General features: G+C 70.2%; 28 protein-coding genes. 11 read left to right on the forward strand and 17 right to left on the reverse strand.

Annotation, left to right across the window (positions count from 1 at the left end):
- Window positions 1–2 precede the first annotated feature (2 nt).
- Window positions 3–1,217 carry an MFS transporter gene (locus tag G406_RS0130210; RefSeq protein WP_028936683.1) on the forward strand — a complete coding sequence of 405 codons (1,215 nt, stop codon included), beginning with the start codon at window positions 3–5 and terminating at the stop codon, window positions 1,215–1,217.
- 132 nt (window positions 1,218–1,349) lie between these two features.
- On the opposite strand, the gene G406_RS0130215 is transcribed toward G406_RS0130210, so the two are convergent.
- Entirely contained in the window at window positions 1,350–2,177 is an 828-nt protein-coding gene (locus G406_RS0130215) for an NmrA family NAD(P)-binding protein (protein WP_028936684.1), read from the reverse strand.
- Between the two features lie 148 nt (window positions 2,178–2,325).
- Between G406_RS0130215 and G406_RS0130220 the strand changes: the two genes are divergently transcribed.
- Together G406_RS0130220 and G406_RS0130225 are read left to right on the forward strand one after the other, a co-directional pair.
- On the forward strand, window positions 2,326–3,372 hold the full coding sequence (locus G406_RS0130220; protein ID WP_245607265.1) for an ABC transporter ATP-binding protein: 1,047 nt from the start codon (window positions 2,326–2,328) through the stop codon (window positions 3,370–3,372).
- Window positions 3,369–4,160 carry an ABC transporter permease gene (locus tag G406_RS0130225; protein WP_037079359.1) on the forward strand — a complete coding sequence of 264 codons (792 nt, stop codon included), beginning with the start codon at window positions 3,369–3,371 and terminating at the stop codon, window positions 4,158–4,160. The genes G406_RS0130220 and G406_RS0130225 overlap by 4 nt, the downstream gene beginning before the upstream one ends.
- A 5-nt stretch (window positions 4,161–4,165) precedes the next feature.
- On the opposite strand, the gene G406_RS0130230 is transcribed toward G406_RS0130225, so the two are convergent.
- Together G406_RS0130230 and G406_RS0130235 are read right to left on the reverse strand one after the other, a co-directional pair.
- Window positions 4,166–5,386 (reverse strand): alpha-hydroxy acid oxidase, encoded by a 1,221-nt coding sequence (locus G406_RS0130230; RefSeq protein WP_028936687.1) that lies wholly within the window; start codon window positions 5,384–5,386, stop codon window positions 4,166–4,168.
- 20 nt (window positions 5,387–5,406) lie between these two features.
- The gene (locus G406_RS0130235) at window positions 5,407–6,180 is read right to left on the reverse strand and encodes a TrmH family RNA methyltransferase (RefSeq protein WP_028936688.1); all 774 of its coding nucleotides are present in this window, start codon (window positions 6,178–6,180) and stop codon (window positions 5,407–5,409) included.
- A gap of 108 nt (window positions 6,181–6,288) precedes the next feature.
- On the opposite strand from G406_RS0130235, the gene G406_RS0130240 reads away from it, so the two are divergent.
- Both G406_RS0130240 and G406_RS0130245 read left to right on the forward strand, forming a co-directional pair.
- The gene (locus tag G406_RS0130240) at window positions 6,289–7,695 is read left to right on the forward strand and encodes a WS/DGAT/MGAT family O-acyltransferase (protein WP_028936689.1); all 1,407 of its coding nucleotides are present in this window, start codon (window positions 6,289–6,291) and stop codon (window positions 7,693–7,695) included.
- 8 nt (window positions 7,696–7,703) lie between these two features.
- Entirely contained in the window at window positions 7,704–8,213 is a 510-nt protein-coding gene (locus tag G406_RS0130245; RefSeq protein WP_028936690.1) for a DUF6912 family protein, read from the forward strand.
- Here the strand turns inward: G406_RS0130245 and G406_RS0130250 are convergent.
- The 5 genes from G406_RS0130250 to aroA all read right to left on the reverse strand — a co-directional run bounded on the left by G406_RS0130250 (window position 8,210) and on the right by aroA (window position 13,965).
- Window positions 8,210–8,905 carry a class I SAM-dependent methyltransferase gene (locus tag G406_RS0130250; RefSeq protein ID WP_028936691.1) on the reverse strand — a complete coding sequence of 232 codons (696 nt, stop codon included), beginning with the start codon at window positions 8,903–8,905 and terminating at the stop codon, window positions 8,210–8,212. The genes G406_RS0130245 and G406_RS0130250 overlap by 4 nt on opposite strands.
- A gap of 995 nt (window positions 8,906–9,900) precedes the next feature.
- Entirely contained in the window at window positions 9,901–10,734 is an 834-nt protein-coding gene (locus G406_RS0130255) for an SCO4651 family lipoprotein (RefSeq protein WP_156935234.1), read from the reverse strand.
- Window positions 10,734–11,570 (reverse strand): SCO4651 family lipoprotein, encoded by an 837-nt coding sequence (locus G406_RS0130260; RefSeq protein WP_156935235.1) that lies wholly within the window; start codon window positions 11,568–11,570, stop codon window positions 10,734–10,736. Before G406_RS0130260 ends, G406_RS0130255 begins: the two co-directional genes overlap by 1 nt.
- A gap of 86 nt (window positions 11,571–11,656) precedes the next feature.
- Window positions 11,657–12,553 (reverse strand): ribosome small subunit-dependent GTPase A, encoded by an 897-nt coding sequence (gene rsgA / locus G406_RS0130265; RefSeq protein WP_425414646.1) that lies wholly within the window; start codon window positions 12,551–12,553, stop codon window positions 11,657–11,659.
- Window positions 12,554–12,657: 104 nt separating this feature from the next.
- The gene (gene aroA, locus G406_RS0130270) at window positions 12,658–13,965 is read right to left on the reverse strand and encodes a 3-phosphoshikimate 1-carboxyvinyltransferase (protein WP_028936695.1); all 1,308 of its coding nucleotides are present in this window, start codon (window positions 13,963–13,965) and stop codon (window positions 12,658–12,660) included.
- An 81-nt stretch (window positions 13,966–14,046) separates the two neighbouring features.
- Between aroA and G406_RS0130275 the strand changes: the two genes are divergently transcribed.
- Both G406_RS0130275 and G406_RS0130280 read left to right on the forward strand, forming a co-directional pair.
- Window positions 14,047–14,841 (forward strand): SOS response-associated peptidase, encoded by a 795-nt coding sequence (locus G406_RS0130275; protein ID WP_028936696.1) that lies wholly within the window; start codon window positions 14,047–14,049, stop codon window positions 14,839–14,841.
- Complete coding sequence (locus G406_RS0130280; RefSeq protein ID WP_028936697.1) at window positions 14,838–15,446, forward strand: alpha/beta hydrolase family protein; 609 nt, start codon at window positions 14,838–14,840, stop codon at window positions 15,444–15,446. Before G406_RS0130275 ends, G406_RS0130280 begins: the two co-directional genes overlap by 4 nt.
- 355 nt (window positions 15,447–15,801) lie before the next feature.
- Here G406_RS0130280 and G406_RS0130285 read toward each other — a convergent pair whose 3' ends face one another.
- The 3 genes from G406_RS0130285 to ybaK form a co-directional block, all read right to left on the reverse strand.
- The gene (locus G406_RS0130285) at window positions 15,802–16,314 is read right to left on the reverse strand and encodes a hypothetical protein (protein WP_028936698.1); all 513 of its coding nucleotides are present in this window, start codon (window positions 16,312–16,314) and stop codon (window positions 15,802–15,804) included.
- 235 nt (window positions 16,315–16,549) lie between these two features.
- Window positions 16,550–17,689 (reverse strand): hypothetical protein, encoded by a 1,140-nt coding sequence (locus G406_RS50840; protein WP_051342898.1) that lies wholly within the window; start codon window positions 17,687–17,689, stop codon window positions 16,550–16,552.
- Window positions 17,690–17,788: 99 nt separating this feature from the next.
- On the reverse strand, window positions 17,789–18,256 hold the full coding sequence (ybaK, locus tag G406_RS0130295; RefSeq protein WP_342666250.1) for a Cys-tRNA(Pro) deacylase: 468 nt from the start codon (window positions 18,254–18,256) through the stop codon (window positions 17,789–17,791).
- Window positions 18,257–18,573: 317 nt separating this feature from the next.
- Here ybaK and G406_RS0130300 point away from each other — a divergent pair, with 317 nt between their 5' ends.
- The gene (locus G406_RS0130300) at window positions 18,574–19,191 is read left to right on the forward strand and encodes a sigma-70 family RNA polymerase sigma factor (RefSeq protein WP_028936700.1); all 618 of its coding nucleotides are present in this window, start codon (window positions 18,574–18,576) and stop codon (window positions 19,189–19,191) included.
- Window positions 19,188–19,529, forward strand: coding sequence for a mycothiol system anti-sigma-R factor (rsrA, locus tag G406_RS0130305; RefSeq protein ID WP_028936701.1), 342 nt, complete (start codon window positions 19,188–19,190; stop codon window positions 19,527–19,529). The genes G406_RS0130300 and rsrA overlap by 4 nt, the downstream gene beginning before the upstream one ends.
- Window positions 19,530–19,763: 234 nt before the next feature.
- Here the strand turns inward: rsrA and G406_RS59870 are convergent, their stop codons facing one another.
- On the reverse strand, window positions 19,764–19,838 hold the full coding sequence (locus G406_RS59870) for a 50S ribosomal protein bL37 (RefSeq protein WP_414710562.1): 75 nt from the start codon (window positions 19,836–19,838) through the stop codon (window positions 19,764–19,766).
- Between the two features lie 181 nt (window positions 19,839–20,019).
- On the opposite strand from G406_RS59870, the gene G406_RS0130310 reads away from it, so the two are divergent.
- Entirely contained in the window at window positions 20,020–21,519 is a 1,500-nt protein-coding gene (locus tag G406_RS0130310; protein WP_028936702.1) for a sensor histidine kinase, read from the forward strand.
- A gap of 99 nt (window positions 21,520–21,618) precedes the next feature.
- Here the strand turns inward: G406_RS0130310 and G406_RS0130315 are convergent, their stop codons facing one another.
- Together G406_RS0130315 and G406_RS0130320 are read right to left on the reverse strand one after the other, a co-directional pair.
- Complete coding sequence (locus G406_RS0130315) at window positions 21,619–21,876, reverse strand: WhiB family transcriptional regulator (protein WP_028936703.1); 258 nt, start codon at window positions 21,874–21,876, stop codon at window positions 21,619–21,621.
- 440 nt (window positions 21,877–22,316) lie between these two features.
- Window positions 22,317–23,258: a diacylglycerol/lipid kinase family protein gene (locus G406_RS0130320; protein ID WP_028936704.1), complete on the reverse strand. Its 942-nt coding sequence runs from the start codon at window positions 23,256–23,258 to the stop codon at window positions 22,317–22,319.
- A gap of 100 nt (window positions 23,259–23,358) precedes the next feature.
- Here G406_RS0130320 and G406_RS0130325 point away from each other — a divergent pair, with 100 nt between their 5' ends.
- Window positions 23,359–23,805 carry a hypothetical protein gene (locus G406_RS0130325; RefSeq protein WP_051342899.1) on the forward strand — a complete coding sequence of 149 codons (447 nt, stop codon included), beginning with the start codon at window positions 23,359–23,361 and terminating at the stop codon, window positions 23,803–23,805.
- Window positions 23,806–23,886: 81 nt separating this feature from the next.
- On the opposite strand, the gene G406_RS0130330 is transcribed toward G406_RS0130325, so the two are convergent.
- From G406_RS0130330 to G406_RS50845, 3 genes are read right to left on the reverse strand one after another with little or no spacing between them, the layout of a single operon-like run.
- A complete protein-coding gene (locus G406_RS0130330; RefSeq protein ID WP_028936706.1) occupies window positions 23,887–24,498 on the reverse strand; it encodes a histidine phosphatase family protein in 612 nt (203 codons plus the stop codon).
- A gap of 47 nt (window positions 24,499–24,545) precedes the next feature.
- Window positions 24,546–26,018, reverse strand: a complete 1,473-nt coding sequence (locus tag G406_RS0130335) for a glycosyltransferase family 39 protein (protein WP_028936707.1) — start codon at window positions 26,016–26,018, stop codon at window positions 24,546–24,548.
- Window positions 26,018–26,557, reverse strand: coding sequence for an NUDIX hydrolase (locus tag G406_RS50845; RefSeq protein ID WP_245607307.1), 540 nt, complete (start codon window positions 26,555–26,557; stop codon window positions 26,018–26,020). The genes G406_RS0130335 and G406_RS50845 overlap by 1 nt, the downstream gene beginning before the upstream one ends.
- Window positions 26,558–26,588: the final 31 nt, after the last annotated feature.

Below are 26,588 nucleotides of genomic sequence, written 5' to 3' on the forward strand. Positions count from 1 at the left end.
GTGTGACTGCTGACCGTCGAGTCATCGCGACCATGGCCTTCGCGGCCGGCGCGGTGGTGGCCAACAACTACTACGCACAACCCCTGGAAGAGACCCTCGCGGCCGCGTTCCACGTGTCCGCCGGCGCGATCGGCGTACTCATCACGGTGTTCCAGCTCGGCTACGCGGTGGGCCTGGCGACCCTCGTTCCGCTGGGTGACCTGCTGGAACGCCGTCGGCTGCTGATCACCCTGCTCGTCTGCTGTGTGCTGGGACTCGTTGCGATGGCGGCCGCGCCCACGCTCGGGGTGCTCCTCGCGGCGGCCGTGCTGATCGGGCTGACCTCGGTCGCGGTGCAGGTGATCGTTCCGTTCGCGGCGCAGCTGGCGGGCGAGGGCAAGCAGGGACAGGTCGTCGGCACCGTGATGAGCGGGCTGCTCATCGGCATCCTGCTGTCCCGCACGGTGTCCGGCGTGCTCGCCGGCCTGGTCGGCTGGCGGTGGGTGTTCGGCACCGCCGCCGTGGTCACGGCCGGGGCCGCCGTGCTGCTCTGGCGCGAGCTGCCGGTGCATCAGCCGACCGTGCGCATGCGCTACCCGGCGCTGCTCGGCTCGGTGTTCCGGCTGATCGCCGACGAGCCCGCGCTGCGCTACCGGATGGCCTACGGCGCGCTCGACATGGGCATGTTCAGCATCTTCTGGGCCACGGCGGGCTTCCTGCTTGCGCGAGCCCCGTACCGGTGGAACGAGATCGAGATCGGCCTGTTCGCGCTGCTCGGCGTCGCCGGTGCGCTCGCCGCGCGGTTCGCCGGCAAGCTCGCCGACCGAGGCCATGCACGCTGGTCGACGCTGGGCTTCCTGGTGCTCGGGGCACTCAGCTGGCTCCCGATCGCCCTGGGCGTGTCGGGGACCGTCGTCGGCGTCATGGCGCTCGCGGTCGGTGTGGTGGTGCTGGACCTGGGTGTCCAGGGCCTGCACATCACCAACCAGAGCGTGATCTACCGGCTGCGCCCCGAGGCGCGCAGCCGGATCACCACGGCCTACATGACCGCCTACTTCCTGGGCGGCACGGTGGGCAGCGCGCTGGCGACACTCGTCTACAGCACCCACGGCTGGATCGGCGTCTGCTGGCTGGGCGCGGCCTTCCCGGCGGTCGGCTGCGTGCTGTTCGCCGTGGAGCACCTGACCACCCGCGGCTCGCGCACCGCCACCGGGCAGCCCGTACCGGCCGCCCGCTGAGGACCGAGGCAGCGCGCGCCGCATCCCCCCGACCCCGCGGCAGACCTTGCACACCTTCGTGCTGCGTCGCACATGTCCGGACATGTGCGACGCAGCACCACGGTGTGCAAAGTCGCCGGAGAAGCCACCGGCTCAGCGGAAGTCGGCGGCGTGGTCCTGTGCCCAGCGGGCGAAGGTGCGGGGCGGGCGGCCGGTGACCTGCTCCACTCCGGGGAGGGGGGCCTCGGTGGTGCCTATCGAGGCTTGCCGCTGGTCGAGGATCGTGTGTGCGATCGCCTCCGGTACCCGACCGGTGAGCTGGGCCAGGCCCTCCTGTCTGGTCAGCTCCTCGAACCGGACCTGTCGCCCGATCGCCTCGCCGATGAGGTTCGCCTGCTCGACCTGGGTGAGCGCCCCGGCGCCGTTCAGCTCGTAGGCCGCCCCGTCGTGCCCGTCCTCCAGCAGCGCGGCGACCGCCACCGCCGCGATGTCCGCCTCGTGGATCAGGTTCGTGGACGACCGCGCGAACGGCGCCCGAACCACGCTCTCGGCCCGGATGGACGGTGCCCAGGCGAGGGTGTTGGTGGCGAACCCGCCGGGGCGGACGAACGTCGTGCCCAGGCCGGAGTCGCGCAGGGCGTCCTCGACGGTGCTGTGCCGCCGGGAGATCGGGTTGTCGTCACCCTGCACGACCGAGGACGAGGACAGCAGGACCACCCGGCGCACGCCGTTCGCGGCAGCCAGCGTGACCACCTCGGCGGCCGTCTCCGGCGAGGGGAACAGGAACACCCGCTCGACGCCGGTGAACGCCTCGCAGAGCGACCGGGGTTCGAGCAGGTCACCGCCCACGACGTCGGCGCCGGACGGCAGGGTCGCGGTCGCCGGGTTCCGGGTGACCGCGCGGACCCGCTCACCCGCATCCAGCAGCTGGCGCAGCACCGCGCCGCCGACGTTGCCGGTCGCCCCGGTTACCAAGATCATTAATGTGCTCCTCGACTGGTGGATGTCGAGGACGAGCTTCGACCCTCAACCACGGTTGAGGTCAAGTGCGATCTTCTCGCGCAAAACCCGGTCGTGAAATTCGGTGCACATGGCGCACAATGTCGGTCGCGCAGAGTAAGGAGCGATCTTGCCAAGAGGTGGAACGGGCGGCGAGTTCGCCGTCGAGGTGTCCGAGCTCGTCAAGCGCTACCCGAAAGCCTCGTCCAACGCCGTCGACGGACTGTCGTTCGCGGTGAAGCGGGGCGAGGTGTTCGGTCTCCTCGGACCCAACGGCGCTGGTAAGACCACCACCGTCGGCGTGCTCACCACCCGGGTCCTGCCGACGTCCGGACGTGCGTTGGTCGCCGGCCTCGACGTCGTCCGTGACTCGGTCGCGGTGCGCGGGCACCTGGGCGTCGTGCCGCAGCGGGTGAACCTGGACCGCTCGCTCACCACCCGTAACAACCTCATCTTCCACGCCGCCTATCACGGTCTGTCGCGGGCCGACCGCGTCGCGCGCGCCGACGAGCTGCTCGACCGCATGGGGCTGGCGAGCAAGGCGAAGGAGAGCGTCGACAACCTCTCCGGCGGACAGTCGCAGCGGCTGATGATCGCCAGGGGCCTGATGCACCGGCCGAGCGTGCTGTTCCTCGACGAGCCGTCGACCGGGCTGGACCCGCAGGCCAGGCTGTTCGTGCACGACCGGGTGCGCGCGCTGCGCGACGAGGGCGTGACCGTGGTGCTCACGACGCACGACATGGATGAGGCGGCGAAGCTGTCCGACCGGGTCGCGGTCGTCGACCACGGCACGATCCTGGCGCTGGACAGCCCGGCCGCGCTGGTGCGTTCGCTGCCCGGGAGCGCGACGCTCGACGCGGGCGTCCGGACCGAGGGTGTGCCGTCCGACGTGCTGGTCTCCGCGCTGTCCCAGCTGCCGGGCGTGGAGCGGGTCGAGCCGCTCGGCGCCCCCGAGATGCCGGCCCATGCACCGGCCACGGGCGCGGTCGTCACCGAGAGCCCCGCTCTCGCGGGTGCGCTGCGGCTGCGCGTCTACCTGGCGGCCGAGCCCGCCGCGCTGGCCGGACCGGTGGTGACCGCGTTGTCCGCGCGCGGCGCGACGGTCATCGACCTGGCGCTCGGCGAGCCCACCCTCGAGGACGTCTTCATCCACCTGACCGGGAGAGACCTGCGATGAGTGCCCCGGAGTACACGGTCAGCACCACGGGCGCGTTCCTCGCGGTGCTCAGCCGCGACATGCACGTGACCGGCAAGGAGCTGGGCGCGTTCCTGGCGCAGACCCTGATCCAGCCGTTCTTCTTCCTGTTCGTCTTCGCGCACGTGCTCGGCGGCGCGGGTTTCGTCTCCGCCGGGTACGGCCAGATCATGCTGCCCGGCCTGCTGGCGCTGAACGCCTTCTTCGGCGCGCTGCAGGCCGTCGCGTTCCCGCTGGTGCTGGACTTCGCCTGGACCAGGGAGATCGAGGACCGGCTGCTGGCGCCGATCCCGATCCCGCTGGTCGGCGTCGAGAAGATCGTGTTCGGTGCACTGCGCGGGCTGATCTCGTCGCTGCTCATGGTGCCGATCGGGCTGCTCGTGCTCAGCGGCGTGGCGTGGCCGGCCTCGGGACTGCTGCCGGCGTTCCTGATGACCGCGCTGGGCGCGCTGCTGGGCGGGGCGATGGGGCTCGCCATCGGCACCCTGATGCCCCCGAAGCGCATCAACCTGCTCTTCGCGATGATCTTCGCGCCGTTGATGTTCACCGGCTCCGTGCAGTTCCCGTGGCGGGCGCTCGACACCCAGCAGTGGTTCCAGGTGCTGTGCGCGCTCAACCCGCTGACCTACGTCAGTGAGGGCATCCGCGCCGTGCTCGTCCCGGAGGTGCCGCACCTGCCGTTCGGCCTGTGCGCCGTGGTGACGGTCCTGGCCATCGCCGCGCTGAGCTGGCTGGGTATCCGAGGCTTCCTGCGCCGGGCCCTCGACTGACGGGTCTAGCTGGGCCGGAACGACACGTGGCCGGGCCGTAGGTCGGCGATGCTGGTGACGCCCAGCAGCGCCATGGTCCGGGCCACCTCGTCGGACAGGATGCGCACGGCCTTCGCCACACCGCGCTCGCCGCCCGCCATCAGGCCGTACAGGTAGGCGCGGCCGACCAGCGCGCAGTGGGCTCCCTGAGCGACCGCCGCGACGATGTCGGCGCCGGAGGTGATGCCGGTGTCCACGAGTACCTCTGCCCGGCCCTCAACGGCCTCACGAACGGCCGGTACGAGTTCCAGAGGGATCGGGGCCCGGTCCAGCTGACGACCGCCGTGGCTGGACAACAGCACGCCGTCGGCGCCCGCTGCGACGACCCGCTCGGCGTCGGCCACCGACTGGATGCCCTTGGCGACGAGCTTGCCCGGCCAACGACCCCGCAGCCATTCCACGTCGTCCATGGTGATCGCCGGGTCGAACATACGGTCGATGAGCTCGGCCACGGTGCCGTCGCTGGAGGCGAGGCTGGCGAACGTCAGCGGCTCGGTGGTCAGCAGGTCGAACCACCAGTTCGGATGCATCGCGCCGTCGAGGAACGTGCGCAGGCTCAGCCGAGGCGGCACGGTCATGCCGTTGCGCACATCGCGCAGCCTGGAGCCGGCGACCGGGGTGTCCACGGTCAGCATGAGTGTGTCGTAGCCGGCCGCGGTCGCGCGGTCCAGCAGCTCGGCGGCCGGGCCTCGGTCGCGCCACAGGTACAGCTGGAACCACTTGCGCGCTCCGGGCCCCGCCGCCGCCATCTCCTCGATCGACACCGTGCCCATCGTGGACAGCCCGTACGGGATGCCCTCCCGCTCGGCGACCGCGACGACCGCTCGTTCGCCCTCGGTGTGCATCATGCGGGTGAACCCGGTGGGCGCGAGCCCGAACGGCTGCGCGGACGGCTTGCCCAGGATCATCGTCTCGGTGCTGATCTTGGACACGTCGTTGAGCACCGAGGGGTGGAACTCCAGCCTGCGATACAGGTCCCTGGCCCGGTTCAGGCTCAGCTCGCCGACCCCCGCCGCGCCGTCGGTGTAGTCGAACACCGCGCGCGGTGCCCGCCGCCTGGCCAGCTGGCGCAGGTCGGCGATGGACGCGACCCTGGCCAGCCGGCGCTCCACACCGTCCAGTGGGAACGGTGCCGGACGCAGCAGCTCACGCAGCTCGCTGGGACGGGGGAGTCGACGAACCACCATGCGGCCAGCGTGCCATGTGACTAGCCCTCACGCCTGCGCAACATTTCGTAGCCCGCGACAGCCGCCGCGCTGGCCACGTTGAGCGACTCGACGCCGCCGCGCATCGGGATCGAGACCGTACCGTCCAGTTCGGCCCGGACCGCGTCGGACAGGCCCTCGGTCTCGTTGCCGAGAACCAGCGCGAGCCTCGACGGAAGCGGGTCGCGGGTGAGCGACACCGACCCGCCGCCGGCGAGGCCCAGCACGGTGATGCCGGCGGCGCGCAGCGCGGCGCACCCTTCGGCGGCGGTCGCGGCACGCAGCACCGGAGCGCGGAACGCCACGCCGGCCGAGGCCTTGATGACCAGCGGATCGATCGCGGGGACGCCGCGCCTCGGCACGAGAATCCCGTCGAGTCCCGCCGCGGTGGCGCTGCGCAAAATCATCCCGACGTTGGCCGGGTTCGTCACCGCGTCCAGCACCAGCAGCGAGCAGGGTTCGTCGGCCGGCAGCTCGTCGAGGAACTCCGACACCAGACGCATCCGCTGGGCCACGACGTCGGCGAGCACGCCCTGGTCGTGATGGCCGTTGCCGGCGAGCACCTTCACCCGGTGCGCCGTGGCCTGCTGCACCGGAACACCCCTGGCCCTGGCGGCCTTCAGGATCTCCGACAGCGTGCCGCCGCCCCGGGCGTTGTCCGCCGTGATGACCTTGTCGACGGTCAGCGTCGGGTCGGACAGCGCTTCGAGTACCGGTTTGCGGCCGTACACCGTGATGAACGTGTCCTTCGGGCTGCGCCCGGCGGGCTCGCCCACGCGGTCGGTGGCCCGACGGGGTGGAGTTCGGTCACCTCGGGGGAGGCGTTGGTCTCTTGGACTGCGCTGGGACACGGGTGCGAGCCTTGCATATGCGAGGATCGCGCCATGCCGGATCGCCTCTCGGCGTTGGACGCGTCGTTCCTCTACCTCGAGCAGCCCACCACCCCGATGCACGTGGGAGCCGTCTCGATCTTTCGGCGTCCCCGTTCCGGGTTCGACTACGAGAGACTGCTGCGACTGATCGAGCAGCGCATCGGACTGGTGCCGCGGTACCGGCAGAAGGTGCGCCACATCCCCGGCGGGCTGGCCCGTCCGGTGTGGGTGGACGACCAGGACTTCGACCTCAGCTACCACGTCCGCCGCTCCGCGCTGCCGAAGCCGGGCACCGACCGGGCGCTGCACGACCTGATCGCGCGGCTCATGTCGCGCCCGCTCGACCACACCCGCCCACTGTGGGAGATGTACCTGGTCGAGGGGCTCGAGTCGGGCCGGATCGCGATGCTCACCAAGACCCACCAGGCGCTGGTCGACGGGGTGCGTGCGATCGACATCGCACAGCTGATCCTGGACGTCTCGCCCACGCCGCGCACCGACGTCGGCGAGGCGTGGCGCCCGCGCAAGGAGCCGAGCCGCGCCCGGTTGGTGCGCGACGCGGTCTTCGAGTCGTGGAGCACACCGAGCGCGGTGATGGACAACGCCAGAGCGGCCGTCGGCGACGCCGCCGCGACCGCGGGCAAGGTCGTCGACGTGGTCGAGCAGGTCGCGGCGGTGATCAAGACGGCGACCAGCCGCGCACCGGGCAGCCCGCTGAACGTGTCGGTGTCCGCGCAGCGCCGGTTCGCGGTCGCGCGCACCAAGCTGGACTCCTACCGGCTGGTGCGCGCCAGGCATGGCTGCACGGTCAACGACGTGGTGCTCGCGGTGGTGTCCGGCGCGATGCGCAACTGGTTGTTGTCGCGCGGCGAGCCGCTGTCCGGTTCGAGCACGGTCCGCGCGATGGTGCCGCTGTCGGTACGGGCCGACTCGACCGATCACGCGGTGCTGGACGGCACGTCCGGCAACCGGGTGTCGTCGTTCCTGGTGGACCTGCCGGTCGGCGAGGCGAGCGCGGTCATGCGGCTGCACCAGATCACCCACCAGATGCGGGTGCACGCCGAGAGCGGCCGGTCGGTCGGCGCGGAGACCCTGGTGAAACTCGGCGGGTTCGCCCCGCCTACGCTGCACGCTCTCGGTGCGCGGGCCGCCAGCGGTTTCTCCAAGCGCATCTTCAACCTCGTGGTGACGAACGTGCCTGGTCCGCAGGTCCCGCTCTACGCCGCCGGCGCGACGATGCTGGAGATGTTCCCGGTGGTTCCGCTCGCCAAGGGGCAGGCACTGTCGATCGGGCTCACCTCGTACGACGGGGGTGTCTACTACGGGTTCAACGCGGACCGGGATGCGATGGGTGACGTGGAGCTGCTGGCGGGAATGATCGCCGAGTCGTTGGACGAGCTCGTCGGCGCGGCGGGCTGAGGCGTCCGGTGCGAATCTATGTGCCGGCGACCCTGGCGATGCTGCGCAAACTGGTCGCCGAAGAGGTCCTGCACCCGCTCGGCGGGACGGCGTTCGCGTTGACCTCGGCGCTGCGCGAGTCCTACACCTCGGGCGACACCGAGGAGCTCGAGTACGTGGCGATGCGCGACGCGGCGCGCGCCTCCCTGCGGTTGCTGGCGATCGAGCTGTCCGGCGACCAACCGGCCTGGGCGCGGCGGGTGGTGATCGCGGCGGACACCGAGAACGCGGTCCCGAGGCCCGATCTCGACGACGCGGCGGTCCGGGTGTCCGGCGAGATCCCGTTCTCGGCGGTCGCCGCGGTACACATCGACGACCCCGAGGCGGAGTACGCGGTACGTCAGGCGGCCGCCGTGGTGGACGAGGCGGATCTGGGCAACCTGGACGCGGAGTTCGTGCTCGGTGAGGCCGAGGACCACGAGCTGTCCTGGTACGACCCCAGCGAACTGGCGTTCATGCTGGAGCTGCTTGACCTCTAGGTCTTGCGGCAGACCAGCATCTGGTTCCCGCCCGCCTGGAACTCGTAGCCGACGTCGACGACGCTGGTCCGGGTGCCGTCTTCGGCCAGTTCCGCGCGCAGCTGGTCGAGATGCGCGTACGGGGTGTTCAGCGCGATCGGGACCAGCGGGAAAATCCGTACCTCGGCGCTGCTGACCCTCACCAGTTCGCGCAGCGCCGCTCGGTGGAAGTCCCGGTCGAACCGGTCGGCGTAGGTGAACAGGAAGTGCGAGCTGAGCACGAGCTCGAACGTGCCGTCCGCGAAGGGAAGATTCGGGAGCGCGCCCGGCAGGTACCGGCCCGGCCGTGCCTCGCGGTCGTCGGCGAACCGCTCTGCGGAGGCTCGTCGGGTGGTCCGGTGCTGGTCGGCGGTGCTGAAATAGGTCCAGCGGTACTGGTCGGGGTAGAGCCGGATGTAGCGGTTGAGCCGTTCGTTGTCGGCCTGGACATGGCGCAGCAGCGCCGGTCCCGGGGTGTTCGCGTAGGCGAGGTCGCAGGCGTATCCGTCGGGTGCCCGCGCGACGAAACTCGCCGCGCCTGCCGGGCAGTCGAGGATGCGTCTGCGCAGGTCGGCGTCGGTGAGCGCGAACATGGCTCGGTACTCGTCGAACGAGCGCGAGCTGACCGCGAGCGCGCCGAACGACTCGCTCGGTCTGCCTCGTAGGTCGTTCACGATCCGCAGCCAAGCACATGCGTCGGGCTTCGGCGTCCTCCTTTTCGGTGTGGCTCGTGTCGGGTGCACTCGTATCCCCGCTGGCTCGTCAGTGTGCTGGGGTGAGTGCAGCCGTATCCCCGCTGGCCACGCCAAGTGCCGGCCAGTATCGCGGGGGAAGGGGAGCTCTGCGGCGCTTGTGTAGGTCACGGCTGCGCCGCGCCCCCTCACGGTCTCCGGGTGCGAGTGCGCCTGGTCTTGTTCCCTGCGCGGAGTGTCCTGGGTGACATCAAGATCACCTCACCAGTCACACCCACCCCATCGCGGCCGACTCTGCACATCTACGTGCTGTGTCGCACACGTCCGGACATGTGCGACCCAGCACGTGGACGTGCAAAGTGGCGACGACACCCCACCTCTCACACGAGCAACACCGGGGCGACTTCGCAGAGGCTCATGTCGCGTCGCAGGCACTGTCGGCCAGTTCGCGGGGATGGGGGAGCTGCGCGGCACTGTTGTTGGTCACGGCTGCGCCGCGCCCCCACGGTCTCCGGATACACCGCGCTGGTTTTGTGCACGTGCCCGGCGCCCAAGATCACCCCACCAGTCACACACGTAACGCCCCGGGCGACTTCGCAGAGGCTCACGTCGCGTCGCACATGTTGCAACATCTGCGACGCAACACGTAGCTCTGCGAGGCGTGACAAAAGCGACCACAGAGACTCCTGGGACGCCCCGATCGCGCGAGGGCGCAGCCCAATGCGCAAAGAAAGCGCCATCGGCCCGCCACCAGGCACGGCGTGCACGCACACCTGCCCCTTCCCCGCGATCCTGGCTAAGCACTTGGCGTGGCCGCCCGCTGTCAACCCTGAAACCTCGCCCCCGAGGCAGCGCAACCAGGAACCCGCGCGAGGCCGGCGCCAGCCGGGGGTTGAGAGCGGGCGGCCACGCCAAGCACACTGACGAGCCAGCGGGGAACGACGCCAAGCACACTCAAAAGCTAGCGGGGACGACAACTAGTTGGAGACGACCTGCTCAGCGGGAGGAGCACTGATGTCCACAGGCTCCCCCCAATCCCGATACCGAGTCGTCAAGGTATACGTCGTCACTCCGTTGTCGGTAGGCAGATTCCGCACCAGAACCATCCGCAACAGGCGGTTCCGGGCGTCCAGCCACAACGTCGTGTCCTCGGTGCGCGCTCCGGCCTGAACCAGGTAGTCCAGCGTGTCCTTGATGTCGAAATCGGTGGTCAGCTGCGCGGCCTTGGCCAGGTCGAGGCTGATCTTGTAGCGAACGGTCCACACGTTGTCCAGCGCCTCCTGGCTGGACTCGGTGATGCTGACGGCGTTGCCCAGCTGGTTGAACCCCTGGGTGGGGTCCGCGTTCTGCCGTAACGTCTGCACGGCCTGGGAGAACTGCTGCATCGCGGGGCTGGTGGTGTTGTCCTGGATGCGGAACCAGGACTTGCCGGGCGGCAGCATCCCGGACGCGCTGTCCGGCAGCTTGAGGAACGCCCCGTCGGGCACGATCACCAGGGTGAACAGCGGGCCCGGCGGCTTGTTGAGCTCCTGCAGCTGCTGCCCGACCCGCATGGCGATGTTGTCGCCGACGAACTTGAGTGCCCCGTCGCCGGTCATGCTCTGGGCCGAAGTGCCGCTGCTGACCCCGCTGATGTGGAACTGGGCGGTTCCGTCCGCTTTGCGCTGCTCGAACGTCGCCCTGGTCAGCTGGGCGACCGTGGTGAACTTGGGCAGCGGCGAATCAGGCTCCGGCGGGTCGTCGCCGGAGCCGCCGCACCCCGCGACCGAGACCGCCACCAGTGCAAGGACCAGCGCAACCCAGCGATGCATCAGCCCTGCGACACCTGCGCAGGTGGCGGTGCCGCGATGTCCACCGGCTGGCCCCAGTCGTGGTACCGGAAGTCGACGTTGTAGGCGTCCTGGCCGTTGGACAGCGGCTGCTGCGACTGGCTGCGCAGAATCCGGTCCTGGGAGTCCAGCCACAGCGTGCTGTCCACCGTTTTGACGCCCTGGGCGAGTGCCGCGGTCAGCTGACGCTTGGCCGCCGGGTCGGTGCGCAGCTGAGCGGCTTTCGCCAGGTCCATTCGGATCGTGTAGCGCGCGGTCGGGGTGCCGCCGAGTGCTTCGTCGGCGGTGTCGACGAGGGTCAGCGCGGGCCCGAGCTTGGTGAACGTCTGGGCGGGGCTGACGCTCTGCAGCATGCTCTGCACCTGCTGGCCGAGCAGCGCGATCGCCGGGTTGGTCGACTTCTCCGACACCTTGAGCCAGGGTTTGCCGGGGGACAGGGTCGGCCAGCCGGGGCCGGCAGGCGGCTTCGCGTACACCTGGTCACCGATCGCTACCATGGCGTAGGCCTGGCTGCTCAACGGCTTGCCGTCCTGCTCGGCGTCCTGGCTGAACCGCATCGACGTGCCGCCCGCATCGAACCGGACCGCGCCTTCACCGCTGAGCGTGACCGGGCCGATCGCGCCGTTCATGCTGACCGAGGCCGTGCGGTCGGTCTGTTGCCGCGCGGTGATCGCACCGCCCAGCTCCGCGAGCGACGCGTAGTGCTTCGGCGGCGCGTTGTCGGCGCTCGTGGTCGGACCACCACCTGCACCGCAGCCCACGACGAGCACAGCCAGTAATGAGCCGAGCGCGGTGAGTAACGGAATACGTCGATGCATCGGTGTCCTCCATACCCGGGTGCCGATCACCGTACTGGGTCCCGGACGATCATGGACCCGATACCGGCACGCATCTGGGGAGATCATCAGGTCCAGGACGGAGCGGCCAGCGCGACGAGGACCCGCCGCAATGCCGCCAACCGGCCGACACCGACCGCGCCCCGCTCCGCCAACTGGTCGAGTGCGCACTCCGGGTCCGCCGGAGGACCGAGATGTCCGCACCCGCGCGGGCAGTCCGCGACCGCTTCGGACAGATCGGCGAACGCGGTCACCACATCGGTGGTGGTCACGTGCGCTAGCCCGAACGAGCGAATCCCCGGTGTGTCGACGATCCACCCGCCGTCGACGAGCGGCAGCGCCACGGCCGACGACGACGTGTGCCGGCCCTTGCCGACGCCGGAGACCCGTCCCACGGCCCGTTCCGCATCCGGGACCAACGCGTTGACCAGCGTCGACTTGCCGACACCCGAGTGCCCGATGAGCGCGGAGAGGCGCCCGCCGAGCACCTCGCGCAGCGCGTCGGGCGGCTCGTCGTGGCGGGTCACGACGACCGGCAGGTCCAGCTCCGTCCAGGCGGCGGTCACGTCGTCGTGGTCGGTGACCAGGTCGGCCTTGGTCAGGCACAGAACCGGACGCAGCCCGCCCGCGTACGCCGCGACCAGCGCACGGTCGACGAACCCGACGCTCAGCGGTGGGTCGGCCAGCGCGCTGACGATCACCAGCTGTTCGGCGTTGGCGACCACGATGCGCTCGTAGGGGTCCGAGTCGTCGGCGGTGCGACGCAGAACGCTGGACCGTTCGTCGACCCGCACGATGCGCGCCAGCGCGTCCGGTCCGCCGGAAAGGTCACCGACCAGGCCCACCCGGTCTCCGATGACGATCGGGGTCCTGCCGAGCTCCCGCGCGCGCATGGCCACGACCCTGGCGTTCTGGTCGGTGTCCGGGACGCACGTCCAGCGGCCCCGGTCGACGGCGATGACCATGCCCGCCTCGGCCTCGGTGTGGTCCGGTCGCCGTTTGGTGCGCGGCCGGGAGCCCCGGCGCCCGGGGCGGACCCGGACGTCGGACTCGTCGTACTGCCGGGAACTCAGCCCCGGTCTCCGTCTACGAGAGCCGCCCAGCGCGCCGGGAAGTCCGGGATCGTCTTGTTCGTGCTGTCGATGTCGTCGACCGTGATCCCCGGAACCACCAGACCGAGGAGCGCACCGGCGGTCGCCATCCGGTGGTCGGCGTAGGCGCCCCACGGCCGGTCCGGCCGACCGTGCAGCGCGCGCGGACGGATGTCCAGGCCGTCGTCGGTTTCGACGACCTCACCGCCCAGCTCGTTCAGCTCGGTGCGCAGCGCGGCGAGCCGGTCGGTCTCGTGTCCGCGCAGATGCGCGATCCCGCGCAGCCGGGACGGGCCGTCGGCGAGCGCCGCGAGCGCGGCGACGGTCGGGGCAAGCTCGCCGACGTCGTGCAGGTCGACGTCGATTCCGTGCAGCCGGTCGGGGCCGACCACGGTCATGCCGTCCGGCTCCGCCCTGACCTGCGCGCCGAGCTGCTCCAGCACGTCGAGGATCGCCACTCCGGGCTGGGTCGACCCGGTCGGCCAGCCCAACACGGTCACCTGACCAGCGGTGATGGCCGCCGCCGCGAGGAAGACCGCCGCGTTGGACAGGTCCGGCTCGATCTCCCAGTCGCGCGCGGCGATCCGCCCGGGCAGCACCCGCCAGGTGTCCGCCTCACTGTCGTCCACCTCGACGCCCGCGGCGCGCAGCATCTGGACGGTCATATCGATGTGCGGCAGCGACGGCACCGGCTCGCCGTCGTGGTGCACCGCGACGCCCTTGTCGTAGGCGGCGCCGGACAGCAGCAGCCCGGACACGAACTGCGACGAGCCGGAGGCGTCCAGCACGACGTCACCGCCGGCGAGCCCGCCGGACCCGTGCAGGGTGAACGGCAGCGTCGAACCGGTGCCGTGCAGCTCGACGGTCGCGCCCAACGTGGTGAGCGCGTCGAGCACCGGACCCATGGGACGTTCCCTGGCGCGTGGGTCGCCGTCGAAGCGCACCGGCCCCTCGGCGAGCGCGGCGGCGGGCGGGACGAACCGCATGACGGTCCCGGCCAGGCCGCAGTCGACGGTCCCGCCACCGCGCGGGCCGGCACCCGGGTCGATCGAGATCCGCTCGCCCTCGGTGGACGTCCGCATCCCGAGTGACTCCAGCGCTCCGACCATCAGCGCCGTGTCCCTGCTGGCAGGCGCGCCGGACACGACGCACGGGCCGTCGGCGAGCGCCGCGAGCAGCAGCGCACGGTTGGTCTGGGACTTCGAACCGGGCGCGCGGACCCGCCCGGTCACCGGGGTCGAGACGGTCGGTGCGGGCCATGGCGGGGTGGTCAGGCGGTCGGGCACGGTCCCATGATCCCGCACCGGCCGTGGAACGGTGGCGACGGAGGGGAGAAATGTTGTTCGCGACTGTGGGAGGCTGGTGCTATGTGCGGCCGGTATGCCTCGACCAAGTCGGCGGCGGACATCGCGGACGAGTTCCAGGCGGTGGACGCGACACAGGAGAGCACGCTCCCGGTTCCCGGGGCCGACTACAACGTCGCCCCGACGAAATCGGTGCTGTCCGTCGTGGCCAGACACCCTCGGGACTCCGACGGCAAGGCCGACCCGAACCGCACCGTGCGCAGCGTCCGGGTGATGCGCTGGGGTCTCGTGCCGTCGTGGGCGAAAGACCCGTCCATCGGCAACCGGATGATCAACGCGCGCTCCGAGACGGCCGACGAGAAGCCCGCCTACCGCAAGGCCGTGGTGTCCCGGCGGTGCCTGCTGCCTGCTGAGGGCTGGTACGAGTGGCGGCGCGAGGGCAAGGCGAAGCAGCCCTACTTCGTGACCGGCACCGACGGTGCGTCGCTGGCGATGGCCGGGCTGTGGGAGTTCTGGCGCCCCAAGGACGGCGGCGAACCGCTGGTCACCGCCGCCGTGCTGACCACAGCCGCGATCGGCCCGCTGACCGACATCCACGACCGCATGCCGCTGCTGGTGCCCAGCGACCACTGGGAGACCTGGCTGAACCCCGACCTGGGGCCGGACGCCGACGAGCTCGCCGCGCTGCTGCACCCGAGCGAGGACGACCTCACCTCGGTCGTCGACCGGATGGAGCTGCGCCCGGTGTCGTCCAAGGTCAACAACGTGCGCAACGAGGGGCCGGCGCTGCTGGAACGGGTCGACCTCGCCGCACCGGTCGAGGAGCAGAAGACGCTGGCCCTGGATCTGAACGGATGACAACCCACGAGGTCGACACCCCGCACGGCACGGCACGGGTGGCGGTCCACTGCGCGCCCGAGGGCCGCGCGGCGCTGCTGCTCGGCCACGGTGCGGGCGGCGGCGTGACCGCACCCGACCTGGTGGCCGCCGCGCAGGCCGCCAAGCGTGCCGGCGTGCACGTCGCGCTCGTGGAACAGCCCTACCGGGTAGCGGGCAGGCGGGCGCCGGCGCCGGCGACACAGCTCGACGCCGCGTGGCTCACCGTGGCCGAGTACCTGGGGAAAAGCGTCTTCGACGGCCTGCCGACGGTGTTCGGCGGCCGCTCCTCCGGTGCCCGGGTGGCATGCCGGACCGCGGAGGAGGGCGACGCGGCGGCCGTCCTGTGCCTGGCGTTCCCCGTCCACCCGCCGGGCAAGCCGGAGAAGGACCGCCTGCCGGAGCTGTCCGCGGTCCAGGTCCCGGTCCTGGTGGTGCAGGGCGAGAACGACCCCTTCGGCAAACCCGCCCCCGGCCAGCACCGCGACGTGGTCATGCTCCCCGGCAACCACTCCCTGAACAGCGACCTGAACGCCTTGGCAAGAACGGTCACAGAGTGGCTGGAACGGGTCCTGCGAGTGATCTGACCCAAACGGTCGCGGCCAGGCCCAACCACCTCACCCGGCACCGGGCAGGTGGTGACGCACGCTTCAAGGCCGGCCCCGCAAGGCGCCCGAAGGGGTTCCGCCGAAGGCGGGTAGTGCATGAGTGGCGGCTCCCAGGCCGCGGCAGCAAGCGCGCGCGTCGCCGAAGGCGACGTTCTTTTCCGAGTGGGCCCCGAAGGGGTCCGCGAGGAAAGAATCCCGAGGCAGCGAGCCGTCAGGCGAGCCGCCTCGATCGTTCTCGGTTGGCCCGGAGGGCCTTCCGGGAACGATGGCGCGCGGGACAGGCCGGGACTACACACCCAGCCACAACACCCCCTGCGGGCAGTAAACCCGGCCCCTACCGAGCCGCGGGTACCCCGGCAGTCACGGTGAAGGAGGAGATCATCTCCGTCAGGATCTGTTCGTCCGACTCTGCTCTGTCGACCAGGCAGCTGCCGACCAGGGCGTAGACGCTGCGGACGCCCGTCGCCGAGCGGTCGGGGCCTTCCGTGGTCACCGCCAGCTGGCGGACCATGCGGCCCTCGAGCATCAGGTCGGCGCGGCGGGCGGCGCTGGGCAGCTGCTCGTCGGTCTCGGCGCCGTCCATGCCGATGGCGACGATGTCGGTCGCGCCCGCGCCCAGCAGGGCCTCTTCGGCCAGCTCGCCCAGGTTCTTCTCGCCGGGGATGCGCTCGCCGAAGACGACCAGGTTGACCCGGAAGTTCTCCTGGGGCGGTGCGAGGAAAGCGATCAGCCCGCCGGTCGGCTCGATGGCCGACCAGTCGGACGGCACGTCGATGCGGAACGCACCGATCCCGGGTGACACCGAGTTCGGCCACCCCACGTTCTGCATCGAGCCGTTCGTGCTCATCTCACTACCTTAATGCCTACTTAACGTCGGTCTGGGCGTCGCAGATCATGACACAGCATGTGACTGTTCGTAACCTGTGACGGGCAAGCTAGGCCTGTTTCGGGCGACTGTCGTCACTCGATCGGGGCTTCCATGCATCCTGGGTGACGAAGTTTACCGTCCATCTGTGCAGCATGACGCCTGAGCCGTCGGCACGGTGGGCTGACGTTCGCGCTTGTCATGTCGGACAAATCACTCACTCGTCGACGACAGCGCTGGGTGACGATTGCGCGAGCCAGTTGACACGCTGGGTGATCAGAACCGTCGTGATCCACAGTGCGCCCAGTACAGCCGAGGCGGCCGCGGCCGAACGGAAGTCCAGTGGTGGCGCGACCGCGAGGACGTCCTGCAGCCAGGCGGCCCCGCACACGGCGGCCGTCACCAGTATCGAGCCGACGAACGGCCTGGCGAGCCGGGGCAGCCGCTCGGCCGACATCACGACGTCGACCATCACGGCACCGCCGAGCAGGAGGAACGGCACCGCGGAGCGTGGGAACCCGGTGCCGGCGAGCAGTACCCAGGACACGCACCGGTAGGCGAGGTAGGCGGCGGTCACGGTGGTCGCGGTCCAGCGGAGACCGACCGTCCACCGGGCCAGGACGAGCACCAGCATCGCGGCGCCGATGATCCAGGCCAGGTACACCCAGTCCGGGACCGGGAGAGCGAACTGGACGAGTGCGACCCGGTCGACCGGGCGACCGATCTGGTCGGCGGCGAACTGCAGCAGGATCGGCTCCGCCTCGGGTCGCCCGGCGTCCCAGGCGCGCACCGCGAAGATGCCGTACTCCTGCTGTCCGGCCACGAACATGACGTTCTCCAGGACGAACCCCCACAGTGCGCCGAGCACGACGGGGTAGGTCCACCCCGGCCGGCGTCCGTACCGGGACCAACCCAGGATCACCCCGGCCTGGGTGATGGCGGTGCCGAGGTAGAGCAGCGCGTGCGTGGGGCTCCAGGTCGTGATGTCCAGTCCGTAGACGCGGTGGTTCACCACGTCGAGGGGGATGGCGAGCAGGAAGACCGCGGTGCCGACCTGCATCAGCCGCAGCGCGCGCCGGTCGACCCCGTAGCCGGTATAGGTATGGAACGCGACGAGCGCGACGGCGAGCGCCGTACCCGCCGAGTTGAGCAGGTGCGGCGGCGCCAGGTCGTCGCGCAGCCAGCGGAAGTGCCAGGAGACGTCCCAGCCCGCGCCGAGGACCTTCAGGCTCAGCGCGACCAGCCACAATCGGTACACGAGCAGGAGCTCGGGGCGCGGGAGCTCCCGTGGCGCGCTGCCCGGAGTGACCCAGGCATGCAGCAGTTGACGGACGCGTAAGACCGATACCTGCGACATCTGGTCATCATGGGCGCTATTCAGCGCCCGGTGAAGAGTGAAGAGGTCACTGGACCGGCGGAATGTGCTGGTCAGACGTGGATTCGTCGACCGAAGGCGTTATGAAGCCGTGATTGTTGCAACGGTCGCCCCGGTGAGCGCCACCAGGTCGGCGGGCGCGAGCTCGACCTCGAGGCCGCGCCGCCCTCCGCTGCAGAACACCGTGTCGAACCGTTCGGCGCTCGCGTCGACGACGACCGGCAGCCGGCGTTTCTGACCCAGCGGGGAGATCCCGCCGGCTACGTAGCCGGTGGCGCGCTCGGCAGCTGTCACCTCGGCCATCTTCGCCCGCTTGCCCTTCACCGCCGAGGCCAGCGCTTTCAGGTCCAGCGTGTCGGTCACCGGGAGAACCCCGACCGTGAGCGTGCCGTCCACCTCGGCGACCAGCGTCTTGAACACCCTGGCCGGATCGAGCCCGAGCGCGCGGGCCGCCTCGGGCCCGTACGCCTCGCCCGCCCGGTGCGGATAGCTGTGCACCTCGTAGCGCACACGCTTGGCGTCCAGCAGCGCCGTGGCCGGTGTCTTCACGCTCACAAGACTATGGGAATGCGCCACCGGGTTCGGCTGTTACACCGGACGTGCCATGTGCCCTGATGACCCAACAGACGACCACTCAGACGGGAGCGCCGTTGCCTGAGCTCGATGTGTCCGTCCCCACGGTGCCGGCGGTCGTCCGACGGCGAGACCGGGGCGTATCGTCCTCATCGACCGATGTCGAATCCGCCGCTATCTTGGCGGAGGAGTTGGGACGGCCGCCACGGCGGCGTAGAGGGGGCTCGGTGCCGGCTGAGCGCGATCACGCTCTAGGCAAGGACGAGAAGGCGCTCGACGCGAGCGGCTTCGAGCTGACGCCTGCCAATGGCAGGTCGACCCCCGCCGAAGAGACGAGCGAGCAGCGCGCCGCCCGGTTCGAGCGCGACGCCATGCCGCTGCTCGACCAGCTCTACGGTGCCGCACTGCGGATGACCCGCAACCCCGCGGACGCCGAGGACCTGGTGCAGGAGACGTACCTGAAGGCCTACGCGGCTTTCGCGTCGTTCCGTACCGGTACCAACCTCAAGGCGTGGCTGTACCGGATTCTGACCAACACCTACATCAACGGGTACCGCAAGCGGCAGCGCCAGCCCGCGCAGCACCCCACCGACGAGATCACCGACTGGCAGCTCGCCCAGGCGGCGGAGCACACGTCGACGGGGCTGCGTTCGGCCGAGGTCGAGGCGCTCGACCAGTTGCCGGACAGCGATGTGAAGGCCGCGTTGCAGGAGCTTCCGGAGGACTTCCGGATGGCGGTGTACCTGGCTGATGTCGAGGGTTTCGCATACAAGGAAATCGCCGATATCATGAATACGCCGATCGGTACCGTGATGTCCCGGTTGCACCGTGGCCGTCGTCAGCTGCGTGACCTGCTGACCGACACCGCGCGCGACCGCGGGTTCTTGCGTGGGCAGGAGGTGGCCCGGTGAACAGCGGGTGCCCCGACGATCCCGATACCCATTGCAACGAGGTGCTCGCCGAGGTGTGGTTGTTCCTCGACCACGAGTGCGACGTCGCTCGCCGCGACCTGCTGCGCAAGCACCTCGAGGAATGCAACCCGTGCCTGTCGGCGTACGGCATCGAGGAGAAGCTCAAGGAGCTGCTGGCCCGCAAGTGCGGTGGCGAGCAGGCGCCGAAGGAGCTGCGCAGCAGGCTGCGTGACCAGATTCGCTCGGCGGTGCTCGAGCATTCCGAGGTGACCGTCGAGCGCGGTCCCCGGGGGACGAGCGTGGAGTTCCGGCACACCAGGATCGAACGCAGACCCTGACCAGCGCCGCGCCGGGCCTTCCCAGGCGACTTTGCGCGCCTACGTGTCGCGTCGCACACGTCCGGACATATGCGACGCAACACCACGGCGTGCACAGTGCTGGGGAGCCTGTGTGCAGGCGCCCGGGTAGCAGCTGGGCCGCGACACATCATCGACACCCGGCCAGATCGGTCCCGGAACAGCGGAAAGGGCCGGAGCAGCATCAGCTGCTCCGGCCCTTTCCTGCTGTTCGGCTCAGGCGTTGGGCCGCTTGCCGTGATTCGCGCCGCCCTTCTTGCGGTCGCGCCTCTTGCGGGCTCGTCGGGACATGTTCTCGCCCCCTCTCTCACTCGGTGAGTGTCACGATTCTGGGTCGAGTCTGTCATGCGGCACCGGACGCCCGGCCATCGCAGGTGGTGCCGGCCGCCGGTGCCGACACTGTCGGACCGCCTGGCTACCGTTGATGGTGCACATGTGAAGCAGCTGTCCTGATCCGAAGCGGAGTACTCCACTGTCCACCTTGACCGAGCTCCTCGCCGAGCACACCCGGTTGTCCGGGCTCGCGGTCGATCACCTGCAACGGGTGGTCGCCGAGTGGCAGCTCCTCGCCGACCTGTCGTTCGCCGACTTCATGCTCTGGATTCCGCTCCCGGAGTCGGAGGACGAGGGGACCATCGAGGGCTCGCGGTTCCTGTGCGTCGCGCAGGCCCGGCCGACGACGGCACCGACCGCTCATCCCGAGGACGCGGTGGGCAGCGTCGTGCTCGAACCGGAGCACGCGCCGCTGCGAAGGGCACTGGTGGACCAGCGGATCTGCCGCGAGGAGGACCCGCGCTGGCACCAGGGCGTCCCGGTGCGCCGCGAGACGATCCCGGTGCGCCGCGACGGTGTGGTGCTCGCCGTGCTGTCCAGGGACACGAACCTGGCGGTCGCGCGGGTGCCCAGCCCGCTGGAGATCGCCTACCTCGGTGGTGCGGCCGACCTGTGCCAGATGATCGCGGACGGCACGTTCCCGGCCGCTGACGCCGCCGTGGACACGACGAACAACCCCAGGGTGGGTGATGGGCTCATCCGGCTGGACACGGGCGGCAGGGTCGTGTTCGCCAGCCCCAACGCGCTGTCCGCCTACCACCGCATGGGGTTCGCCTCGGACCTGGTCGGGACGGTGCTGAGCAGCATCACCCGGCCGCTGGTGCGGGACCCATTCGACGCGAGCGAGGTCGTCAAGCGGATCCGGGCCGCGATGGAGGGCAAACCCTCGCTGCGGATGGAGCTGGAGGCCGGCGGTGCCGCGACGGTGCTGCGTGCCCTACCACTGCGCCCGCGAGGCGCACCGGCTGGCGCGTTGGTGCTGGTCAGAGACGTGACTGAGGTGAAGAGGAGAGATCGGGCACTTCTCACCAAGGACGCGACCATCCGGGAGATCCATCACCGGGTGAAGAACAACCTGCAGACGGTGGCCGCCCTGCTGCGGCTGCAGTCCCGGCGCACGTCGATCCCGGAGGCCAAGGAAGCCCTGAACGAGTCCGTCCGGCGGGTCACCTCGATCGCGCTGGTCCACGAGACGCTGTCGATGTCCGGCGACGAACGGTTGGACATGGACGAGGTCGTCGACCGGGTTCTGCCGATGATGGCGGACGTGTCGACCGCCGAGTCGAGGGTGTCGCTGCGCCGGGAGGGCAGCTTCGGTGTCGTGGGCAGCGCCCTGGCCACGCCGTTGGTGATGGTGCTGACCGAGCTGGTGCACAACGCGATGTCGCACGCCTACCAGGCGGGGTCCAAGGGGGAGGTCGTGGTGACCGTTCATCGCTCGGCCGGCTGGCTGGACGTCGTGGTGAGCGACGACGGGCGCGGGCTGCCGAAGGGTTTCTCGCTGGAACGGTCGAAGGGGCTGGGCCTGCAGATCGTGCGCACCCTGGTCGATTCCGAGCTGGACGCCTCGCTGAGCATGCGTCCGAGGGAGCCGAAGGGCACCGACGCGGTGCTGCGGGTACCCCTCTTGCGCGGTTAGTTGAGGCTTCAGACACAATTTGAGCCCGGTACCGAGGAAAACCTCGATACCGGGCTCAAATTCCGGGGAGCGCGTGCGAAAGCTCGAGTGTGTTAAAACTCAGGCACCCGCGCGGGCAGCCCTGGTGCGAGCGTTGCGGCGCTTCAGCGCGCGGCGCTCGTCTTCGCTCATGCCACCCCAGACACCGGCGTCCTGGCCGCTCTCAAGCGCCCAAGACAGGCAATCGGTGTTCACGGGGCAGCGCCGACAAACAGTCTTTGCCTCGGCGATCTGCAGCAGTGCGGGCCCAGAGGTGCCTACCGGGAAGAAAAGCTCCGGGTCCTCGTCACGGCAGGTCGCGCGGTGGCGCCAGTCCATGATTCTTTAGCTCCTTGCTCTTGCGCGCTGTGGGACGCGCACCAGTACGAATCTGCGGTCGTGCCGCTTGTGAATTCTTTCACGAGCGACGGGGCTCTTCAAGGGTTTCTCGTCAGACGGGTGAGAGGTTGCTCACCCACACACTGCAGTTGGGGCCCCGGGTGCTTACCCCGCGTCACCAACTACGCTGAACGACTGACGGAACCCGCCGACCTGAACTCGGAAGGCCTCGCGGTTCGCGTGGCTTTCGTCTGCCCGGGCCGACCGTGCCAGAGGATGTCTCCTCAGCGGTCGTGCTTGGCTTCGAGAACAACGGTGAACGATCACGGCCAAAGGTGCGAGCCCCAACGGGATCGACGGTTCGGCTCGGTCGGTGAATGGACGAATTAGGTCTGGACGCTGTCACCCGGCGGAGTACTAACCACGACGAACCGCGGTTCTCACACGACGACGCGTAGCGCCGAGGGAACCGCGAGGAACTCGACCTCGCTGCGTTCTCCCAGGTAGTCGCCGTCCACTTGAAGCGCCACAGGGGTCGGGCTGCTCACACGAATGAGTGGCAATTTGTCTCGGCGTAGCACGTTCGGCCCGCTCGGGTCGCCTTCTTTCCTAAGAATTTCCCGCAATACCGGTAGGACCGTGGACGGGCTCAGGCTCGTCAACCCGAACAGCGCGAGCCCGTCGGCGAAGTTGCAGCCAGGGTTGGTGCGTACCGGGCGTGAACCGAGGTATGTCCAGGGGTCGGTGTTGCAGATGAGCGCCAGCCGGACCTCGGACAGCGTGCCCTCACCCACAAGCTCGACGGTCAGGTCCGCCGGGTGACGCATCTGCGCGAGGTAGTGGCGCAGTGCGGTACGTGCGTAGCGGATCGGGCTCGCCTCGTGGCCGTGCGCCCTCGCCCGCTCGACGGCGGCCACGACGTCCGCGTCCCAGCCGAGGCCGGCGTTGAAGGTGAACCACCGGTCGTCCGCCTTGCCGAGACCGACCGTCCGGCTGCGTTGTTCGGCGAGCGCGCGCAGCACCGCCGACGTGGCTTCCAGCGGGTCCTTGGGCAGCCCGAGAGCTCTGGCGAAGACGTTGGCCGAGCCACCCGGAACGACGGCGAGCAGCGGCTGTTGAGGGCCTGAATGGGGATCACCGCACGGCGGGCTCGCCTCGAGCAGCCCGTTGACGACCTCGTTGACCGTTCCGTCGCCTCCGTGCGCGATGACCAGCTCGACGCCGGCACGGACGGCGGACGCGGTCGCCTCGGCGGCGTGCCCCCGGTACTGCGTCTGCAGGACGTCCAGTTTCAGCTCGCTGGCCAGGGCGTGCGCGAGCACGTCTCGTCCGGCGGCGGTGGTGGAGGTCGCCTGCGGATTCACCACGAGCAGGGCGCGCACCAGGGCAGCCTAACTTCTCGGCCGGGGTTCGGTGGTCCGGAGAGGCCGTCGACCTGGTCACTACTAAGCTAAGACTCGTGAACCGGCACCTCGACACCGTATGAACGCCGAGTCGCCCCCCGAGCCGACGTCCGGGGTCGAGCGCACCGGCTCGCGGCCGCCGACGCAGGTGCGGGCCGCCGGTGTGGTGGTCGGTCTGCAGGGCCTGGTCGGGGTGGGGTTCGCGGTGTCACTCGTCGCCAGGGTCGGCGACAGCTCGCTGGGGCTGGTCCCGGTGCTCGGTGAGGCCGGCATGTTCCTGGTGATGGGCGTCGTGCTGATCCTGGTGGGACGTGGCCTGCTGCGCGGACGCTTCTGGGCCCGCTCGCCCGCCGTGGTCGTGCAGATGATCCTGCTGCCGGTCGCCTACTCGCTGTTGGTCCCGTCACACCAGCCGTTCATCGGCACGGTGGTCGCGGTCGTCGCGGCGGGCACCCTGTACCTGCTGCTGAGCGGCGCGGCCCGAACGTGGTCCCAGGACCTCGACGAGGAGCGCCGCCAGCCCTGAGCCGCGGCTCGCACAGAGGGCCTGCACGCCGCACAGAGGCCGGAGCCTCTGTGCGGCGTGTACTGGCTCTGTGCGAGCCGCTCAGCGTGGGTCGACGAGGTTGACGTGGTCCAGGCGGGGGGCGCCTCGTTCGTCGCCAAGGACCGTCAGGCCTCCCGCGTCGAGCTTGAAGCCGACGCCCGCGGTGGCCGGTAGGTTCAGCCAGCGGGCGGTCAGGACGCGGCTGAAGTGGCCGTGGCCGATCAGAGCCACGTCGCCCTTGCTCAGCACCGCCCGGCAGCGCTCGAGCACCGTGTCGGCCCGTTCCGCGACCTGTTCGGCGCTCTCGCCGCCGGGGCTGGAGTGGGTCCACACGGTCCAGCCGGGGTCGCTGCGCCGGATCTCCGGTGTGGTCAGGCCCTCGTAGGCGCCGTAGTTCCACTCGACGAGCTGCTCGTCGATCGTCGGCGACAGCTGGGCGAGCTTGGCGGTGTCGGTGGCACGACGCCTCGGGCTGGTCAGTGCGAGCGCGAACGGTGGCGAGTCCGGGCCACGGACCTCGGTCAGCAGCCGCCCGGCGGATGTGGCCAGCTGACGGCCACGCTCGGTGAGGGTGATGTCCGTGTAACTCGTGTGGCGACCGGTGGCCGACCACGCGGTCTCACCGTGACGTAGGAGGTAGATGCGGCCGTGGGTCTGCTCCGAATCCGACACCTAACTCACTTTAACCATGCGGTGACCGAGTGTCACCGAAAACGCGCTCAACCGACCCGGCGCAGCTGAGGCCAGATGGTCGTCCACGGTGCGTTCCTGCCCTGGCAGAGCCAGACCACCTGGCCCTGTTCGTCGTTGTCGAGCCCGACGCGGTTGTCGATGTGCGCGACGGATGTGACCGAGGCGAACCAGCGGCGCAGAGTCGGTTCGGGCACCCGGACGGCGAGTACCCCGGTCGCGGACTCGGGCGGCGGGCCCCAGCCGTGGTAGCTGTTCTGCCCGCTGAACGCCGCCGGTAGCTCGAACTCGCTCCGGAAGCGGTCGACGGCACCCGCCTCGCCGTAGTTGTTGCCCAGGACCACCGTGCTCGCGCGCTGGTCCGGCGGCAGCGACCGGTAGGCGGCGGACAGGGTCGCCGCGAACTCGGGCCAGCCGACCGTCTCGGCCGCCGTCGGGTTGACCGCCGGTATCGGGCTGCCCGCGAGTCGGTCCGCCGGGACGAGAGGCAGGAACAGGTACGCGTTGACCGCGGTGGTGAGCGTCAGCGCCGTGCCGATCACGATCCGCCGGGACCGTGCCGAGGAGAACCACCTGAGCACCGGGTCCGCGCCGGCACCGAGCAACAGGGGATAGATGCCGGTCGCGTAGTAGGCCTTGCCGTTCGCGGCGATCAGCGCGACGAACAGCACGACGAAGCCGACCGCGAAGCACCTCTGGCGGACCAGCGCGGGGTCGCGGGCCAGCCGCCACCAGCCGGCCAGCCAGATGGGCGTCAGCAACAGGCCGTACAGAACCAGCTGGTAGGGCAGGAAGGACCAGCGTGGTGTGCTGAAGCCGGTCCCGCCGCCGGAGATGACACCGACCATGCGCAGCTGCGGCCAGCCGTGCAGCGCCTGCCACACCAGGTTCGGCGCCCAGACCGCCACGGCGAGCAGGACGGCGAGCCACAGCCAACGGTCGCGCGCAACCGTGCGGGGACCGGTGATGAGCAGCCCGACGGTGAGCGCGGCCAGCAGCGCCGCGATCAGGTACTTGTTCTGCAGTCCGATGCCCGCGACCAGGCCCACCGGTAGCCAGCGGGTGCCACCGTCGCGCAACGCTCTGATCAGGAGCCAGCTCAGGGCCGTCCAGCTCAGCAGTCCGAGCGTGTCGGTGGAGAGCATGTGGCCGATCGCCAGCGGGAATCCGGACACGGCGGTGGCGGCGGACGCGAGCGCCTGGGCGCCGGGACCACCGCCCAGCTCCCTCGCGATCACCCCGGCCAGCAGCACCACCAGCCCGACGGTCAGCGCCGGCAGGACCCGCAGGCCGGTCGGCGAGTCGCCGAACAGCTCGGACCCGACCCGGGCCAGCAGCGGGGTGAGCGGGGGTTGGTCGACGTAGCCGAACGCCGGGTGCAGGCCGGCCGCGCGGAAGTACAGCTCGTCGCGGTGATAGCCGTAGCGGCCGGAGGTGGCGACGAGCACGGTCGAGGTGAGCAGCGCGATCGCGGCGGGACCGAACCGGGCTGGCGTACGCATCAGACCGGGTACTCGCCGTCCAGCGCGCGGGGCAGCACGGGTTCGAGGATGCGCAGCGTCAGGCCCCAGATGACGTGCCCTTCGACCCGCCACACCGGGACCTGGACGGCCCTGCCCCACCGCCCGAGGTCCATTTCCTGGGTTCCCCTCGCCGCCGGGTCGACGAGGTCCTCGACCGCCAGATCCAGAACCTGTTCGACCTCACGCTGCTGGGGCTGCCAGCGGTCCGGCACCTGATGCAGTCGCCCGACGAACGGCCACACCTTGAACCCGGTCGAGAACGTCTCCAGCGGTGGCAGGTCTTCGAGCACCGTGAGGACATCCGGTTCGAGACCCAGTTCCTCGCACGTCTCGCGGACCGCGGTGTCGCGCATGTCCGCATCCTCGGGTTCGTACTTGCCGCCGGGCAGCGCTATCTCGCCGCCATGCGCGCCGAACGGGGTGCGCTTGATCAGGACCACTCGCAGCTCGCCGGCCGGGGTCCGGTGGAACGGGATGAACACCGCGGCCGGGGTGGGTTCGGCGCTCGGCCCGTTCATCGTCACGCCGTCCATCATCCGTCGTGGACCG

It is taken from the genome of Actinospineispora spinosispora DSM 44797 (genome assembly GCF_000429025.1).
In the GTDB taxonomy this organism is placed as follows: Bacteria; Actinomycetota; Actinomycetes; order Mycobacteriales; family Pseudonocardiaceae; genus Pseudonocardia; species Pseudonocardia spinosispora.

Coding starts and splice junctions, on each gene's coding strand:
- G406_RS0130260 (WP_156935235.1), bottom strand. CDS start 11,570: ATGCATCGACGTATTCCGTTACTCACCGCGCTCGGCTCATTACTGGCT.
- G406_RS50840 (WP_051342898.1), bottom strand. CDS start 17,689: ATGTCGCAGGTATCGGTCTTACGCGTCCGTCAACTGCTGCATGCCTGG.
- G406_RS0130325 (WP_051342899.1), top strand. CDS start 23,359: ATGAACGCCGAGTCGCCCCCCGAGCCGACGTCCGGGGTCGAGCGCACC.
- G406_RS0130275 (WP_028936696.1), top strand. CDS start 14,047: ATGTGCGGCCGGTATGCCTCGACCAAGTCGGCGGCGGACATCGCGGAC.
- G406_RS0130285 (WP_028936698.1), bottom strand. CDS start 16,314: ATGAGCACGAACGGCTCGATGCAGAACGTGGGGTGGCCGAACTCGGTG.
- G406_RS0130225 (WP_037079359.1), top strand. CDS start 3,369: ATGAGTGCCCCGGAGTACACGGTCAGCACCACGGGCGCGTTCCTCGCG.
- rsgA (WP_425414646.1), bottom strand. CDS start 12,553: ATGGTCATCGCCGTCGACCGGGGCCGCTGGACGTGCGTCCCGGACACC.
- G406_RS0130230 (WP_028936687.1), bottom strand. CDS start 5,386: ATGGTGGTTCGTCGACTCCCCCGTCCCAGCGAGCTGCGTGAGCTGCTG.
- G406_RS0130335 (WP_028936707.1), bottom strand. CDS start 26,018: ATGCGTACGCCAGCCCGGTTCGGTCCCGCCGCGATCGCGCTGCTCACC.
- G406_RS0130255 (WP_156935234.1), bottom strand. CDS start 10,734: ATGCATCGCTGGGTTGCGCTGGTCCTTGCACTGGTGGCGGTCTCGGTC.
- G406_RS0130240 (WP_028936689.1), top strand. CDS start 6,289: ATGCCGGATCGCCTCTCGGCGTTGGACGCGTCGTTCCTCTACCTCGAG.
- G406_RS0130315 (WP_028936703.1), bottom strand. CDS start 21,876: ATGGACTGGCGCCACCGCGCGACCTGCCGTGACGAGGACCCGGAGCTT.
- G406_RS0130280 (WP_028936697.1), top strand. CDS start 14,838: ATGACAACCCACGAGGTCGACACCCCGCACGGCACGGCACGGGTGGCG.
- G406_RS50845 (WP_245607307.1), bottom strand. CDS start 26,557: ATGAACGGGCCGAGCGCCGAACCCACCCCGGCCGCGGTGTTCATCCCG.
- G406_RS0130215 (WP_028936684.1), bottom strand. CDS start 2,177: ATGATCTTGGTAACCGGGGCGACCGGCAACGTCGGCGGCGCGGTGCTG.